The following is a 16,029-nucleotide window of genomic DNA, read 5'->3' as shown; positions in this document are numbered from 1 at the left end:
GCCATTCTACGGCCGGCTTTGCGACGGCCCTAGCGTGCCGGCTTCGTGAGCGAAAACTGTTCTGCCACACCCAATCTGCCGACCTCGATGGTTGGCAGTTGGCCATCGGCGGCCGCCACGGCGAATATGGTCGCGGCGGTGTAGAACGCGCCGTCGCTCAGCAAGCCGCGACTGGCCAATTCGATGCGGTCCACCGGGGCGCCCCACCGGGCACTGAACAGCGTCTTCAGCAGCGTCGGGTCTGGCCGGCGCAGATTGAGATGCGGCTTTTGGCGCGCCAGGCTGTCCCGCATCGCCAGGGCCCGGGCCGTCATGGCCCGCCATTTCGGCAGCCTCGGATCTTCCCGCAGCAGCTCAAGGTAGTGCTGTTCGGCTGGTAGGGATCGGGCGAAGAACAGCGTGCGAGTGATCACCCGCCCCGAGACGCCGGCCGGGTCGTGGCACAGGCTTTCGTTCTCCTCCGCGGTCAGCCATTGCAATTTGACGGGCTCGGGAAAGCCGGACTCGTCGATGACGCCCCTGGCCCGTGCGTAACGATGGGCCACCGCTTCCAGGGCGTCCCGGTAACCGGTGGCCGGCGCTTCGGCGACGGCACGATTCGCCCGTTCCCGCACACTGCCGGGCTGGTCAGGATGGGTCAAAGTCCAGTACCAGGCCGCCACCTGCTCCAGGGCCGGCAGGTAGGCCCACCGGTCGGTCGCGCACACGCTCAGCAGCGAGAGCACGTCGGCGTCGGTGACCTCGACAACCGACGGGTCGCCGTCGGCGGCTGCGACCGAGACGGGCGTCGGTGGCGCCCACCGCTGCCGCCAGCGCTCCGACCATGCGGTCGGCGGCGGGCCCGGCCGGACAGCGGCGAACTTCGGCTCGCTGGCGAGCTGACGCAGCGCGAGGACGGCGTCGGCATGCTTGATGTCCACCCGCAACGATTGCAATTGCCGTGCCAGAATCCGGTTTTCACGCACCCCGACCGCATCCAGCAGCCGATTCCAGGTGCGCATGGTGAAGGGGGTGTTGCGCGCTGTTTCGATGAGCTGGTTCGCCAATGAATCTGGTAACAAACCGGATTCGACGGCGCGCGCCACGGTGTGGCGGATGTTGACCAGCGCATCGACGAAGACCGGATAACCGTCATCGGGATCGCCGTGCACCATCCCCACCTCATCGTCGGCTTCCAGAAGGCCGTCCCGGTACCCCTCGAAGACCCAGCCGTAACCTTCCATGCCGAACGGGTGGAGTTCGGCAGCGCGCAGCGCCCCCATGCTGGAGGACCCGACCACCCGGACGCCGTCGTCCATCAAGGTCAGCAGCTCTTTGTGCCGAACAGAGGCCTGCTGGTAGAACAGCCCGTCGACGATGAGCAGCGTGTCGCCCGCACCCAATCCGTAGCGGAACGCGTCACCGAACGCAATCGGTTGTACCACTTCGGCATTGGGCACGACAGCGCGGATTTCGCCGGCGCCGATCGTGGGTCCGGCGGTGACGACGATTCTTTCCGGGCCCGTCGCCGCGCGCGTCACTGCAGGTGTCATTCCGACTCCTCCAGCGGGGTCCGGATCGGCGATGAGTCGGTGGCCTCCAGTCCCGGGGCGACGACCTTCACGACCGGTACGCTGCTGTCGGCGATGTCGCACACGACCGCCAGCGGTTCGGTGCCACTGCGTTGCGCCACCGCCGTGGCCGCCGAGGCCACCAGTTCCGACAGCGAGTCGGTTGTGCGACTCTGCCACCGGATCGGCTCGGCGCGGGGCATCGATTTTATGGTGTGGCCGGCCGGGGCAAAGTTGTGCACCTTGGCGAAACGCTGGTAAATCGCCGACGGCAGGTCCTCGCGGGCTCCGCTGATCGCGGTGAGCCGCGACTGCGCGGCTTCGGTGATGGCCCGCGACAACGCTACGTTGGGGTCGTGGTGTAATCCGAAGCCGCAGAACGGAATTTCGGTCATCGGTGAGACCAGGTCGGCGGCAAAGCAGTGATAGCCGTCCCAGGTGTCGATTCGCGCCAGGTACAGTTCGTTGCCGGCTTGGTAGATCATCTCAACCAGACCGGCGGAATCCGAGCCGGCGACATCGTCGATGGGCACCTCAAACATGGTGGAGCCCGCGACGCCCTTGGCCAGGCTGTGCCGTTCCATGAGCTCATACAGCGCGTGCAGGGTGGCCTCGTGATAGCTGTTGCCCGATGCCAATCCGTTGGTGTCCATCGCGAACATCGGCGCGGCCCAGCAGTCACTGATTGCCACGGTCACCGCGACGGCGCCCCACGGGACCCAGGTTCGGCGGCCGGTCAGCAATGTCGTGGCGATCATCCAGTCCAGCTTCGCGTCGGGGTGGTAAAGGCCGCCGTACGGCCGGCGCAGTTGCGCGGGATCGTAGGTCAGGTCTGCAGCGAGTTCGGTTGCCGCCGTGTGGAATAGGTCAGGGGTGACGTTCTCGACGTGCCAAGTCTCCAGGGATTCCATCACCGCCGAGACTTGAGCAGCGCGGTAGGTGCGGGCCTTGCCCTGGCTCACCGACAACGTCACAGAGGCGGGCCGCACGGCTTGGACAGTGGGAATGCCGATTTCGTCCAGCCAGGTCAGATCGGCAACTCGGGTGATGCCGGCAGTTTCGAGCAGGGGTTGCACGGCCAGCCAGGTCTCATCGGGGCTGACGACGCGGTACGTCCCGTCCCGATGCCCGATCGTCGTCGGGTCGCCGGAACCCAATACCCGCTTCGGCCAGTGCGACCAGTCCGGCCCAGTCAGCATGTCGACGGCTACGGCTGCCGCTTCGGACATCGCGTTTCTTTCTGTGGATCGTGCTTTTGAGATAGCGGGGACATAGCGGGGTTCCGTCTCGATGAGACGACGGGACCCACGGTGTTCGGATCGATGTGGCGCTCACTCGATGGCGTCATCGCCGCAGAACATGAAAGAAGACGAGTGCGCGGATTCCTTCTCGCAGAACAGGAGTTCGTGTGACATGTGGTTCACCTCCTCCCTGCTTGGAGATCACCAGGGGTGCCGCGGAATCCCGTCTCGACGCGACGACGGGATTCCGCGGACGTTCAGATCGGTGGTTATCTGCTCACTCGACAACGTCGTCGCCGCAGAAAGCCAAATAGGCTCCGTACACCGTCTGCTTCTCGCTGAACAGCAGCTCGTGGGACATGGTCACCTCCTCGCTTCCTTCGCATGCCGTCATGTACCGCATAGGATTCGCCGAGATGCCGCGCACTTTCGCGCAGGGCGAGCTTAAACGGGCATCTGCCCAGCTGCCATGGGCGTTTCGCCCACTGACCGGGCGCCGCAGGGGGGCAGTTTGCACACGCGCGGCTGGTCGCGCGGATCCGCTCATTCGACGACGTCGTCACCGCAGAAACTGAACTGCGCTCCGTACACAGTCGCCTTCTCGCAAAACAGCAGCTCGTGGAGCATTATCACCTCCTTTTGTCTACTCAGCCGGGGTTGGCTGCTCACTCGACGACGTCGTCGCCGAAGAAGCCGTAAACGGCCGCGTACACCGTCTGCTTCTCGCTTGAACAGCAGTTCGTGGGACATGGTCATCGCCTCAATTCGGTTGGGCGGTGAGCCTAATGAGAGGTGTCCGGCCGGGCCACGGCCACGACGCCCAGTAACCGGCCCCGAAATGGAGGCAAATTGACCAATTAGCTGGTCAGGAGATATTGCCGGTCGACTTGGTGAGCCCGAGTGCGATCACTATGTCGAAGTAGGTGACGAAAAGCCCCGCCCAATACGCCCACTTCATGGCCGGGTCGGGCTGGGTGGCGAAGAACATGATCAAGAAGATCGGCCCGACGATGCCGAATACGAACATCATCAGCTGAAAGCCGAGGTACCGCTTGAAGGTGGACAACTCGATCTCCCCTCACACGGTTTCGACGGCAGCATATCGCGGGACTGGTCATTCTCACGGGTGGTCGTTGGCGCGTCGCGCCCGGGCACGTCGCTTCCCTTCGTGCATGGCCGCCACCCGGGCGACGGGGATGGTTCGTCCGTGTTCGATGAGATCGCTTGGCAGACATTGAGGTTCGGGCATCGATTCGGCCCACGGGTCGCGTCCGCACAGCGCATGGATGGCGGTGTGCACGGTGAAGTCGGCGGGGTTGATGCGGTCCAGCTCTGACCAGTCGACGGGAAACGACACCGGTGTGCCGGGGCGCAAGCGGGGGCTATAGGCGGCCGCGACGGTCGCGCCGCCGGCGCGGGTGGAGTCGACGAACACCTTGCCCGCGCGGTCCTCCACGATGAAAGCCGTTGTCGCCAAGGAAGGATCGAGTTTTTCCGCACGAGCTGCCAGCGCGCGGGTGGCCGCCGCGACGTCGTCCACCGGCGCGTGGTCGTCGACCGGCACAAAGATGTGAATTCCCTTGGCGCCACTGGTTTTCACCGCGCCGGCAAGACCGCAGTCCGCCAGCGCCTGCCGGACCAGATATGCGACGTTGACCACCGCGGCGAAGTCGCCGCCGGCGGGCGGGTCGAGGTCGAGTACGAGATGGGTGGGCCGGTAGATGTTGTCGGCCAGGCCCAGTGTCGGGTGATACTCGACGGCGCGCTGATTGGCCAGCCAGAGCAGCGTGCGTCTGTCGTCGCAGATGGGGTAATGCACCTCGCGGTGGGACGCCTCTGCCCATATCGCAACAGTGCGCACCCAATCCGGGGTGTATTTCGGCACATTCTTCTGCATGAACGGTGCCCGCCCGCGCAGCACCCTCAGCACGGTTAGCGGCCGACCGGCCAGGCCGGGCAACATCGCGTCGGCCACCGCATCCAGGTAGTCGACCAGATCGCGCTTGGTGGCCGCGGCATCCGGACTCAGCGGCTGATCGAGGTTCGTCAGGTCGACCCCCGCGCGCTGTTCGCCGGCGCTCATCTGTCCACCCTAAGCGGGCCGGGAGGCTCGCTCGAGTCGCGAGATGCCGCCAGCCGCCTTAGGCTCGGTCGGGAGAGGACTTAGCGGGGGGAATTCGCTAATGAGTCTGCTATCGGGGATACCTGTGTCCCGGCGCGGAGTCGCGGCGTTCGCGGCGGCCGTGTGCCTGGGGGTTTCTTCGTGTTCCGGGCCGGCCGCCCCGCCTGCCGCCGCCCCGGTTCCCTCCACTGCGAAACCGGCCGTCAGTCCGGTCGCGCCGCCGCCGCCCGGGCGCGCCAGCGTTCTGGCCAAAGATTGGAAGAGCTACGGCGGAACGGTCTACTACGGATGCCCCGACGACTTCACCCTCGGCAAGACAGCACTGGACAAGATCCGACCCAAGGTATTCGACACGAAAACCGGACAACTGGTAACACCTGCCATACCGGCGGTGGGCGCCGGCGTTGACGTACTAGGTGCCGCGTGCGCGCTTTCGGGCACGGCGGCCGAACCGAAGGTTGCGTATCTGGTGGCGACGGCGCGCCACGCACAGCCGCTGCAACCCGAAACGACCGTAGCAACGGCATACGTGTTCGATCTCGGATCGAGCCGGCCGTCGGCAACGCGCGAGCTACCGCCGCCGGCGCCGGACCTGCAACTGACCACGGCCAAGAACTGGGGGCTGGCCGGCACCACGTCCGGGGTGGCCTGGACGAACGCCTTTTCCGATGGGCACAGCCTGAAACCGCCCCGGACCGTGATGCTTTCGAATGCCGATCTGTCGGCCATGTGGGACGATCCGCAGCCCGCCCGAGCCTGGCAGGACGTTCTTTCGTTGCAGCGCAACACCGAGGCCGGCCGGACATCGGGTGTCCAGCTGCGGCTGCCGACGGGCGAGCCCATTTATCAGGACAACGACGTGCTGACGGTGGATGGCGAACTGTTCGACGGACCTGAGCGGCTGGTGCAGATAACCCGCTCGGACGGCTCTGTCCTGTCGACGACGTTTTTCGACCTGAACGCCCGAACGATCGTCAAAATCGGTGACTCCGAACGGGTTTCCGGCGCCGGACTGACGACGACGCTGGCCGACGGGCAATTGTTCATCGACGGTCATGCTTCCCCGACTTCACAGTTCGGTTTCGGTGTCTGGAATTTGCGGACCCAGCACTGGGATTTCCTGAAGAATCGCGACGAGGTCAACAAATCGTCGATCGCCAAACTGGCGTACTTCGACGGCCACCTCTACATCACCAACGCTGCCGGCAAGTTCTCGGCGATCGCGTTGCCTGCGACCGAACCAGTCACCTCGAGCTGGGCCGTGCGACCGTTCGGGCGGATATCGGGTTGGACGCTGGTTTGTCGGGGTGAGACGTCGGCATCCTCGGGTGGAGAATGCCGGGAAATCCTGTTGGTGCGCGACGAGGACGGCCACTATCCAGGGCCGTGGTTCTAAGTGGCCGTCGGGTGCATCGCGGGAAGTGCAGCGGGGATCTCATCTCGAGGGGGTGGCGGTGAGATCCCCGCTGTCGCTAGGTGATGTTCGCACCTGCGACGGCGACGTTAATCAACCGTGCATCGCAGCACCATGTGCAGATCAAATCGTTATCGCACCCCGAACGTGGCGATGCGCACATCCGAGACGATCGGCTGTGTGCTCAAGATGCTGGTCGGGGTGACCGGCGTCTCCGGTGGCCCACGCAGATCCGCCGTTGCCGGCGCCGGCCCAATACCTCGGCGACGGCGAAGGCTCCGCGCCCAGCCAGGACGACGGATGCCGGCAGCCGCCTCGGGTCACGACGCCTATGCATCGCCGCGGGTTCATTTGGTGCGTACGAGGTGTCTGCGTCCGCCGGCGGCGTTGAGGACTTGCCTACCGGGCGTTTCCGGCGGTGGTCAGCACCAGCCCGGCATAGTCGCGGCGCGCGACGTCGTCGCAGAACTTTCGGTAGGCACCGAAACCTCCGGCATAGGGCATGAAGATCCGCTTCTTTCCTTCGATGTTGGCGCCCAAGTACCACGACGATTGCGCCTTGGGAAACAGCGTCCGCTCGGCCGCCTGCGCAACACGCGCGGTCCACTCGACGGCGGCGTCACGGTGCGGCTCGACTTCGGTGATACCGCCTGCTCGTGCCGCCCGCAGCAGCTGGACCGCCCAGTCCACCTGCACCTCGGCGTGCAACACCATGTTGGCCAGCACCGACGGGCTGCCCGGGCCGCTGAAGCTGAACAGGTTCGGCAAGCCCGGCACCATCACGCCGAGGAAGGTGAGCGGCCCCTCGGCCCAGATATCGGTCAGTCGCTGACCGCCGCGGCCAACCGGGTCGATTCTGGTCAGCGCGCCCGTCAACGCGTCGAAACCGGTTGCCAGCACTAGTACTTCGCAGCGGTAGGTGGCCGTGCTGGTGCGCACCCCGTCGGCGGTAATGGCTTCGATGGGCTCGCGGCGCAGGTTCACCAGCCGCACGTTTTCCCGGTTGAACGTCGCGTAGTAGCCGGCGTCGGTGCAGATGCGCTTGGTCCCGATCGGATGGTCGACCGGTATCAAATCCGCGGCCACCGCGGGGTCGGTCACGATCTCGCGGATGCGGTCCTCGGCGAACCGGCGTGCGATGTCGTTGGCGGCCAAATCACTGGTCTGGTCGGGAAAGGTTTTGGCGAACAACACACCCCCCTCGCGCCAGCGCCGCCACAGCGCCTCATCGCGTTCCGCGGGATCGGTGTCGACCGCGTTCTGGTGATACGTGCCGTGCGGTGTTCCGGACGCCGCATATGCCGAGCGCCGCCGTCGCTCGGGATATTCCTGCCGGATCCGTTGCAGATCCTCTTGCGACCACGGGTGATTGGGCATCGGGATGGTGTAATTCGGAGACCGCTGGAGCACCACCAGCGACTTGGCTTGCGCGGCAAGGATCGGAATGATCTGGATGCCCGAGGACCCAGTGCCGATGACCCCAATTCGCTTGTCCCGCAAGTCCGGATCGTCGCGGGGCCAGGCCGCGGTGAAGTACACCTGGCCGGTGTAGTCGGACATGCCGGGAATATCGGGGCGGTTCAGCCTCGACAGACACCCGGTGGCACAGAGCAGGAAGCGCGCCCGGAAAGTGTCGCCGGACGACGCGTCCACCACCCATTCCCCGCGGGCCTCGTCGAAGCGCGCCCCGACCACCTCGGTGCCGAACCGGTAGTGACGTCGCAGGTCGAACCGATCCGCGACATGCTCCAGGTACGCCAGGATCTCGGGTTGCGCCGCGAACCGCTCCGTCCACGTCCAGGCCGCCTGTAGCTCCTCGTCGAAAGAGTAGGAGTAGTCGACACTTTCGACGTCGCAGCGCGCGCCGGGATACCGGTTCCAATACCACGTGCCGCCCACCCCGGGCGCGGCCTCGATACCGAGCACCGAAAAACCCGCCTCGACCGCCCGGTGCACGGCGTAGAGCCCGGCGAACCCCGCGCCGATCACTATGGCGTCGCGGGTCGCGACGGCCGGGAAAGCTTCATCCAGGGAACGCATTGTGGCCTGCACGCCGTCGTCCATGCACACCCCTTCCTCACTGCGAACCGTACTGCACCCGCGCTTTGCGATCGGCGAAAGCGTGCGCAGCGGGGTCGGTTAGGCATGCCCGCGGTGATGCGCTGTTTGCCCGCGTCATAGCGGCAGGATCGACGCGGTACTGACGTGTGTCGCATAGAAATCGCGAAGGGCGAGAAGTTCACCGCCACACTGGCGGCGCCGGCGTCGATCGTGGTATTCGCGTGTCCTAACGTAGCGGTCTGTGGGTGCCTTGGATGGACGGGTCGCGTTGATCACCGGGGGGGCGCGCGGCCAGGGGCGCGCGCATGCGCTGGCTCTGGCCGCCGAGGGCGCGGATATCGTCGCCGCCGATGCGCCGGGCCCCATGTCGGACCTGACCTACCCACTGGGCACCGAGGACGACCTGCACGACACCGCCAAACTCGTCGCGGAGCTGGGCAGGCGCTGCGTGCCGATCGCGGTTGACGTGCGCGACTCGGCTCAGGTTGACGCAGCGGTCGAACAAACGGTCAAGGATCTCGGCAGGCTCGACATCGTGGTGGCCAACGCCGGCATCGTCAGCACCGGACCACTGGAAGGGGTCAGCGACCGAGTTTGGCAGCAACTGGTCGACACCAACCTGACCGGTGCGTTTCATACCCTGCGCGCGGCCATACCGGTGATGCGGCGGCAACAGTACGGCCGGATCGTGGTCACTTCGTCGATGGGGGGCCGCATGGGCATCCCCGAGCTCGCTGCCTACAACGCCACGAAGTGGGGGGTGATCGGGCTGGCCAAGTCCGTCGCCCTGGAAGTCGCCAAAGAGGGCATCACGGTCAACGTGGTCTGCCCGACCACGACGCAGACGCCGATGGTGCAGCCGCCGGGCGGTGACGATGTTCCCGACGATCTGGTCCGCCGGATGATGAAGGCCAACCCGATACCGAAACCGTGGCTGCAACCCGAGGACGTCAGTCGCGGAGTGCTCTACCTGGTCGCAGACCCGGGCGTCATCACCGGCAGTGTGCTGGAGATCGGCTTGGGCGGCAGCGCCCGAATCCACTGAGGCGAACCATGACTGAACTCGCCGAGCAGACCCGGTGGCTGGACGCCACGGATCAGGCGCGACTGGTCGCCACCGGCCAGGTCACCGCCAGCGAATTGCTGGAGGCGGCGATCTACCGGATTGAGCAGGCCAACCCCGCGTTGAATGCCGTGGTCATCGAATGGTTCGAGCACGCCCGCGAAATCGCGGCGGACCCCGGTCTGCCCGCCGGCCCATTCCGCGGCGTGCCCTTTCTGCTCAAGGACCTCTACACCAGCTTCGCCGGGCAGACGCTGTCCAACGGCAATGCCGCGTTGAAGGCGGCGGGCAAGATCGATACCACCGACACGACGCTGGTGGCCCGCTGCAAGGCGGCCGGGCTGGTGATCGCCGGGCGGACGAACAGCCCGGAGATGGGCAGTCTGCCGACCACCCAGCCACTGGCCTGGGGACCGACCCGCAATCCGTGGGCGCCCGACCGCACGCCGGGCGGATCCAGCGGCGGCGCCGCCGCGGCCGTTGCTGCGGGAATGGTCCCGTTTGCCAACGCCTCGGACGGCGGCGGCAGCATTCGCATTCCCGCTTCGTGCTGCGGGCTGGTGGGCCTCAAACCGAGCCAGGGCCGTATCACGCTCGGGCCCGCGCGCGCCGAGACGGGGCTGGGAGTGGAGCTGTGCGTGAGCCGCACCGTGCGTGACACCGCGGGACTGCTGGACGCCCTGCGCGGCCCGGGGGTGGGCGACAGCGTCATCGCGCCGGCGCCGCAGCGACCGTATGTCGACGAGGTGGGCGCAGCACCCGGCCGATTGCGCATCGGACTCCTCGACGTGCATCCGCGCGGCGAATTCCTGCACGAGGACTGCATTTTGGCGGTACGGGCGGCGGCTGCGTTGCTCGACGGGCTCGGTCACATTGTCGAGCCGGCGTGGCCGGCAGCTCTCGCCGACACCACGTTGACCCAGAAGTTCATGGCACTGTGGTGCACCCAGCTGGCGATGGCGGCGCGCGAGTACAGCCAGACCCTCGGGCGCGAGGTGACCGCCGACGACATCGAGCCGGTGAACTGGGTGCTCATCGAGCGTGCGCAGCGGTTGAGCGCCATCGACTACGCGGCAGCCCAGGCCGCCATCTATGCATTCCGGCGGGCACTGCAGCAGTGGTGGGCCGACGGCTGGGACGTGCTGCTCACGCCAACGCTCACCGAACCACCACTACTGCTCAGCGAATTCGAGAACGATCCGCAGCACCCAACGGCGCCGATGCGCCGCGGCGGGCAATTCGCCGCGTTCACTCCCCCGTTCAACATGAGCGGTCAGCCGGCGATCAGCCTGCCGTTGCACCGCAATGCCGAGGGACTGCCAATCGGCATTCAGCTCGCCGCCGGCTACGGCCGCGAGGACGTTCTCATTCGCCTTGCGGCGCAACTGGAGTCGGCCCAGCCGTGGTCGGCTGACCATCCGCCGATCCAGCGGATCTGACCCGCGCGCACCAGCGCGTTCAAGTTTTCTCCAGCGATTGCTCATCGCGGGGCGCACAGGATCAGTCGACCTTCGCGCCATTGCGACAGAGACAGGAGAACTGCGTTGTCGTACGTTTTCGCTTCGCCGCAGCTGATGACGGCAGCAGCCACCGACATCACCGGCATCGGCTCAGCCATCTCCGTGGCCAACCTCGCGGCGGCCGCGGCCACCACGCAGTTGCTGCCCGCGGCCGGCGACGAAGTGTCTGCCCAGATCGCGGCGTTGTTCAGCGGCTGGGGTCAGCAATACCAAGACCTCAGCACCACTGCGGCAACCTTCAACGAACAGTTCGCCCGCACTGTCGCCCTCGGTTCGAACCTCTACGAGCTTTCCGAGGGCCTGAACAACTTCGTGCTCGCGCTGCAAAATGGGCAGGACCCATTCGCCCAGCTCAATGCGCGGTACGCAGCGGTCGTCGGCGGACGCCCGCTGATCGGCAACGGCGCCAACGGTGCCGCCGGTACCGGCGCCAACGGGCAAGACGGCGGGTGGTTGTTCGGCAACGGCGGCAATGGCGGCTCCGGCGGGATCGGCCAAAACGGCGGCAACGGCGGGGCGGCCGGGTTGTTCGGGCACGGCGGCAACGGCGGGGCCGGCGGCGTTGGCACGCCAGGCGATGCGGGGCAGGCCGGTGGAAGCGGCGGCAACGGCGGGGCCGGCGGTAAAGGAGGGCTGCTGTTCGGCACCGGTGGCTCCGGCGGCCTCGGCGGCCAGGGCGGTGCCGGCGGCGCCGGTGTTACGGCTAACGGGGTCAATGGCGCTGGCGGCGACGGCGGGGCCGCCGGCAGCGGCGGTGCCGGCGGCGACTCCACGGGCCTAGCGGCCGACGGGCACACCGGCCTGGACGGCGGGGCAGGCGGGACCGGAGGATCCGGTGGCAACGGTTTTGGTACCGGCAGCGGTGGCATTGGCGGCGACGGCGGTTCGGGCGGCACCGGCTCCCGTGGCGCCGACGGACCATTGCCTGGATACTTCAGCGGCGGAAACGGCGGAAACGGCGGGGCAGGCGGCAGCGCCGGAGCAGGCGGTCTCGACGGCGGCGGCAGTTCGGCCGCCCGGGCAGGCATTGGCGGGGCGGGCGGGACCGGCGGCGCCGGCGGCGCCGCTTATGCCAGCTATGCCGGCGGCAGCGGTGGGCAAGGCGGTGCCGGCGGTAACGCCGATGCCGGTGGTACCGGCGGCCGCGGCGGCACCGGCGGTGCCGGCGGCACCGGCGGCGACGCCATCGCCGGGTTCGGCTCAGCCGGCGGCAGCGGCGGAACGGGCGGCGTCGGCGGCGACGGCGGCAACGCCGGCGTCGGCGGCACCAATGGCAGCGGCGGCGCGGGCGGTGCCGGCGGCACCGGCGGAACCGGCGTCGACGGCGCCAACGGGAACGTGAACCACAACCCCGGCAGCGATGGTGGGACCGGCGGGACCGGCGGCGCCGGCGGCGCCGGCGGTCACGTCGGCTCCGGTGGCAGCGGCGGCACCCCGGGCGCCGGCGGCGCCGGCGGCAGCGGCGGTAATGGCGGCAACGGCGGAAACGGCGACACCGGCTTGGCCGGCGGGACTGGCGGGCAAGGCGGGCAAGGCGGTGCCGGCGGCAACACAGATGCCGGCGGCACTAACGGCAGCGGCGGTGTCGGCGGCACCGGCGGCGGCGGCGGCAATGGCGGCAACGGCATCACGGGCGGCGACAACAACGGCACTAACGGCGGCAACGGCGGCAACGCCGGGGCCGGTGGCGACGGGGGCAATGCCGGTATCGGCGGAACCGGCGGCAACGGCGGAAACGGCGGCAACGGTGGCAGCAACGGCCCCAGTACGGGCCTGGGCAGCGGCGGCAACGGCGGCGACGGCAACAAACTGCAGGGCTTCGGTGGTGGCGGCGGCGGCGGCAACGGAGGCAATGGCGGCAGCGCCGGAGCCGGCGGTACCGGAGGCAATGGCGGCAGCAACGGCAACAGCGGCAACGGGGGCACCGGGGGCACTGGCGGAAACGGCGGCTATGGCCCAGCGATACCGTTTGGCAACGGCCCAAGTGGTGGCGGCGCGGGCGGCACCGGCGGTAGCGGTGGTGACGCCGCCGGCTTTGGCGGAACCGGTGGCGACGGCGGAACCGGTGGCGACGGCGGCTCCGGCGGCTTCACTGGCCCTCTTCCCACCCAGACCCTCGCTCCCGGTGGCAACGGCGGCAACGGCGGCGCTGGCGGCGCTGGGTACGTCACCGGCGGCAACGGCGGGACCGGCGGCAACGGCGGCAGCGACCTGTCTGTTGGTTCTCCCGGCACCGGCGGGAACGGCGGCGCCGGCGGCACCGGCCTCGGCCCAGCCGGTAAAGGTGGCGCCGGCGGCGGCGGCGGCAACGGCGGCGGCTCCGCGGCGAGCTGGCTGGGTAGCAACGGCCCCACCGGTGGGGGCAACGGCGGCAGTGGCGGCACCGGCGGCAACGGTAGCGAGACAGGGGGTGCCGGTGGCGCCGGAGGGCAAGGTGGCCAGGGCGGGGTAAGCACAAGCGGCTTTCCCGGGACCAACGGCCCGGGCGGGGCCGGCGGCAACGGCGGCAACGGCGGTGCGTCCAGGAACTTCGATGGCGTCGGCGGCGCCGGCGGTACCGGCGGCATGGGCGGCACCGGCGCCTCCAGCTACTCCAATGGCGTCCAGGGCGGCAGCGGCGGCACTGGTGGCACCGGGGGAACCGGCGGCAGCGGCGGCAACGGCGCGGGCGACAACGGCATCGGTGGCCACGGCGGGACCGGAGGCCAGGGCGGCACCGGCGGCGACACCGCAAACGGCGACGGTAGCGATGGGGCCCCTGGCAACACCGGCATGAGCGCCGGCGGCGCCAACGGCGGCGCCGGCGGCAGCGGCGGGGGCGGCGGCGCCGGCGCACCCTGACGTTGTGCTCGCCGGCCGCTGAGCCGCTCTATCCCCTGTAGCAATGGTGGTGGCAGGTACAGGATTCGAACCTGTGAAGCTTTCGCGACGGATTTACAGTCCGCTCCCATTGGCCGCTCGGGCAACCTGCCGCCTAGCAGGTTACAACGAACGGGTAGACAGTTCACAAACGGCTAGCACCAATGGAGGAGGGGCTATCGCATGGCGGACTCATCGTTCGACATCGTCAGCAAGATCGACCGCCAGGAGGTTGACAACGCGCTGAACCAGGCCGCCAAGGAACTCTCGACACGGTTCGACTTCCGCGGCACCGACACGACGATCGCCTGGAAGGGCGAGGAGGCCGTCGAGCTCGTCTCGTCCACCGAGGAGCGCGTCAAGGCCGCCGTGGACGTGTTTAAGGAGAAGCTGATCCGCCGCGACATCTCGATGAAGGCCTTTGACGCCGGCGACCCACAGGCCTCGGGCAAGACCTACAAGGTCACCGGAACCCTCAAGCAGGGCATCAGCAGCGAGAACGCCAAGAAGATCACCAAACTCATCCGCGACGAGGGCCCTAAGACCGTCAAAACCCAGATCCAGGGCGACGAGGTTCGCGTCACCAGCAAGAAGCGCGACGACCTGCAGGCCGTTCAGGCGCTGCTGCGACAGGCCGACCTCGACGTAGCGCTGCAGTTCGTGAACTACCGATAGCGGGGCTCGCGATGACCGTGACCCCCCATCAGGCAACCGACGTCGACGTCATCATCGTCGGCGCCGGCATCTCCGGCCTCGGCGCCGCTTATCGGCTCACCGAGCGCAACCCCCGGCTGAGCTACGTCATCCTGGAGCGGCGGGCGCAGATCGGTGGCACCTGGGATCTGTTCCGCTATCCCGGTGTGCGATCGGACAGCAGCATCTTCACGCTCAGCTTTCCGTTCGAGCCGTGGACGCGCGAGGAAGGGGTCGCCGACGGCGATCACATCCGCGAGTACCTGACCAATACCGCCCACAAGTACGGGATCGACGACCACATCCGGTTCAACACCTACGTCCGCGCAGCCAACTGGGATTCGTCGACCGACACCTGGACGGTCAGCGTCGAGCAAGACGGCGGGAATACCCAAAAGCAGTACCGCGGCCGGTTCGTGTTCTTCGCCAGCGGCTACTACAACTACGACGAGGGCTACACACCCGAATTCCCTGGCATCGAGCAGTTCGGCGGGACCGTCATCCATCCGCAGCACTGGCCGGAGGAATTGGACTACACGGGCAAGAAGGTCGTGGTGATCGGCAGCGGAGCAACCGCGGTCACGCTGATCCCATCGATGGCAGAACGCGCCGCAAAGGTGACCATGCTGCAACGCTCGCCGACCTATCTCATCTCGGCGTCCAAATACAGCAAGGTTGCCGCGGTCAGCCGTAAACTGTTGCCGCGCAGGCCTGCTCACTTGGTAATCCGCACCTACAACGCCTTGATGGAAGCGGTGCTCTGGTTCTTGTCGCGCAAGTTACCGGGGATGATCAAGTGGATGCTGCGGCGCAAGGCGATCAACAGCCTGCCCAAGGGCTACGACGTCGACACCCATTTCAAGCCCCGGTACAACCCCTGGGACCAGCGGCTGTGCCTGATTCCCGACGCCGATCTGTACAACGCCATCGCCGACGGCCACGCCGACGTCGTCACCGACAACATCGAGCATTTCGATGCCACCGGAATCGCGCTGAAGTCGGGCAACCACTTGGATGCCGACATCATCGTGACCGCCACCGGCCTGCAGTTGCAGGCCCTCGGCGGCGCCACGATCAGCATCGACGGAGTCGAGATCAATCCCCGGGACCGCTTCGTCTACAAGGCGCACATGCTCGAGGACGTGCCGAATCTGTTCTGGTGCGTCGGCTACACGAACGCGTCCTGGACGCTGCGCGCCGACATGACCGCACGGGCGACGGCAAAACTGCTGGAGTTCATGGCAGCTCACGGCTACACCCACGCCACTCCGCACCTGGGTGACCAGCCGATGGCCGAGAAGCCGGCGTGGGACATTCAGGCCGGCTACGTGCGACGGGCGCTGCACGCCCTACCCAAGTCGGGCACCAAGCGACCGTGGAATGTCCGGCAGAACTACTTCGCCGACGCCATCGACTACCGGTTCGACCGCATCGAGGAGGCCATGCTGTTCGGCCGCGCTGCAGACCGGGCACCTTTAGCCGGGTAATTCTGGGTTTACGCTGAAC

Annotated in this window: 11 protein-coding genes and 1 tRNA gene; 6 read left to right on the top strand and 6 right to left on the bottom strand. The window is 67.5% G+C overall.

The window, feature by feature from the left end; genetic code table 11:
* Positions 1-29: 29 nt before the first annotated feature.
* The 4 genes from AWC27_RS07925 to AWC27_RS07910 all read right to left on the bottom strand — a co-directional run bounded on the left by AWC27_RS07925 (position 30) and on the right by AWC27_RS07910 (position 4,874).
* Positions 30-1,532, bottom strand: a complete 1,503-nt coding sequence (locus tag AWC27_RS07925) for a TfuA-like protein (RefSeq protein ID WP_245846925.1) — start codon at positions 1,530-1,532, stop codon at positions 30-32.
* Positions 1,529-2,749, bottom strand: coding sequence for a YcaO-like family protein (locus AWC27_RS07920; protein WP_085670073.1), 1,221 nt, complete (start codon positions 2,747-2,749; stop codon positions 1,529-1,531). Before AWC27_RS07920 ends, AWC27_RS07925 begins: the two co-directional genes overlap by 4 nt.
* A 907-nt stretch (positions 2,750-3,656) precedes the next feature.
* Entirely contained in the window at positions 3,657-3,857 is a 201-nt protein-coding gene (locus AWC27_RS07915; protein ID WP_085669969.1) for a hypothetical protein, read from the bottom strand.
* Between the two features lie 54 nt (positions 3,858-3,911).
* Entirely contained in the window at positions 3,912-4,874 is a 963-nt protein-coding gene (locus AWC27_RS07910; RefSeq protein WP_085669968.1) for a DNA polymerase domain-containing protein, read from the bottom strand.
* A 100-nt stretch (positions 4,875-4,974) separates the two neighbouring features.
* Between AWC27_RS07910 and AWC27_RS07905 the strand changes: the two genes are divergently transcribed.
* Positions 4,975-6,309 (top strand): hypothetical protein, encoded by a 1,335-nt coding sequence (locus tag AWC27_RS07905; protein WP_085669967.1) that lies wholly within the window; start codon positions 4,975-4,977, stop codon positions 6,307-6,309.
* A 417-nt stretch (positions 6,310-6,726) separates the two neighbouring features.
* Here the strand turns inward: AWC27_RS07905 and AWC27_RS07900 are convergent, their stop codons facing one another.
* Positions 6,727-8,367, bottom strand: coding sequence for a flavin-containing monooxygenase (locus tag AWC27_RS07900; RefSeq protein WP_085670072.1), 1,641 nt, complete (start codon positions 8,365-8,367; stop codon positions 6,727-6,729).
* A 262-nt stretch (positions 8,368-8,629) separates the two neighbouring features.
* On the opposite strand from AWC27_RS07900, the gene AWC27_RS07895 reads away from it, so the two are divergent.
* From AWC27_RS07895 to AWC27_RS07885, 3 genes are all read left to right on the top strand, one after another.
* Positions 8,630-9,433, top strand: coding sequence for a mycofactocin-coupled SDR family oxidoreductase (locus tag AWC27_RS07895; RefSeq protein ID WP_085669966.1), 804 nt, complete (start codon positions 8,630-8,632; stop codon positions 9,431-9,433).
* 8 nt (positions 9,434-9,441) lie between these two features.
* The gene (locus tag AWC27_RS07890; RefSeq protein WP_085669965.1) at positions 9,442-10,890 is read left to right on the top strand and encodes an amidase; all 1,449 of its coding nucleotides are present in this window, start codon (positions 9,442-9,444) and stop codon (positions 10,888-10,890) included.
* Between the two features lie 105 nt (positions 10,891-10,995).
* On the top strand, positions 10,996-13,812 hold the full coding sequence (locus AWC27_RS07885) for a PE family protein (RefSeq protein ID WP_085669964.1): 2,817 nt from the start codon (positions 10,996-10,998) through the stop codon (positions 13,810-13,812).
* A 47-nt stretch (positions 13,813-13,859) separates the two neighbouring features.
* Here AWC27_RS07885 and AWC27_RS07880 read toward each other — a convergent pair.
* Positions 13,860-13,943, bottom strand: a tRNA-Tyr gene (locus AWC27_RS07880).
* A 70-nt stretch (positions 13,944-14,013) separates the two neighbouring features.
* On the opposite strand from AWC27_RS07880, the gene AWC27_RS07875 reads away from it, so the two are divergent.
* Both AWC27_RS07875 and AWC27_RS07870 read left to right on the top strand, forming a co-directional pair.
* Positions 14,014-14,505 carry a YajQ family cyclic di-GMP-binding protein gene (locus tag AWC27_RS07875; RefSeq protein ID WP_085669963.1) on the top strand — a complete coding sequence of 164 codons (492 nt, stop codon included), beginning with the start codon at positions 14,014-14,016 and terminating at the stop codon, positions 14,503-14,505.
* An 11-nt stretch (positions 14,506-14,516) separates the two neighbouring features.
* A complete protein-coding gene (locus AWC27_RS07870) occupies positions 14,517-16,010 on the top strand; it encodes a flavin-containing monooxygenase (protein WP_085669962.1) in 1,494 nt (497 codons plus the stop codon).
* Positions 16,011-16,029 lie beyond the last annotated feature (19 nt).

This window comes from Mycobacterium szulgai (assembly GCF_002116635.1).
GTDB lineage: Bacteria > Actinomycetota > Actinomycetes > Mycobacteriales > Mycobacteriaceae > Mycobacterium > Mycobacterium szulgai.
This window is presented reverse-complemented; position numbering and strand designations above follow the sequence as displayed.

Bases quoted from the DNA above. Each gene is read 5' to 3' on its own strand.
- AWC27_RS07870 (WP_085669962.1), top strand. From the start codon at position 14,517: ATGACCGTGACCCCCCATCAGGCAACCGACGTCGACGTCATCATCGTC.
- AWC27_RS07890 (WP_085669965.1), top strand. From the start codon at position 9,442: ATGACTGAACTCGCCGAGCAGACCCGGTGGCTGGACGCCACGGATCAG.
- AWC27_RS07920 (WP_085670073.1), bottom strand. From the start codon at position 2,749: ATGCTGACTGGGCCGGACTGGTCGCACTGGCCGAAGCGGGTATTGGGT.
- AWC27_RS07900 (WP_085670072.1), bottom strand. From the start codon at position 8,367: ATGCGTTCCCTGGATGAAGCTTTCCCGGCCGTCGCGACCCGCGACGCC.
- AWC27_RS07910 (WP_085669968.1), bottom strand. From the start codon at position 4,874: ATGAGCGCCGGCGAACAGCGCGCGGGGGTCGACCTGACGAACCTCGAT.
- AWC27_RS07875 (WP_085669963.1), top strand. From the start codon at position 14,014: ATGGCGGACTCATCGTTCGACATCGTCAGCAAGATCGACCGCCAGGAG.
- AWC27_RS07905 (WP_085669967.1), top strand. From the start codon at position 4,975: ATGAGTCTGCTATCGGGGATACCTGTGTCCCGGCGCGGAGTCGCGGCG.
- AWC27_RS07925 (WP_245846925.1), bottom strand. From the start codon at position 1,532: ATGACACCTGCAGTGACGCGCGCGGCGACGGGCCCGGAAAGAATCGTC.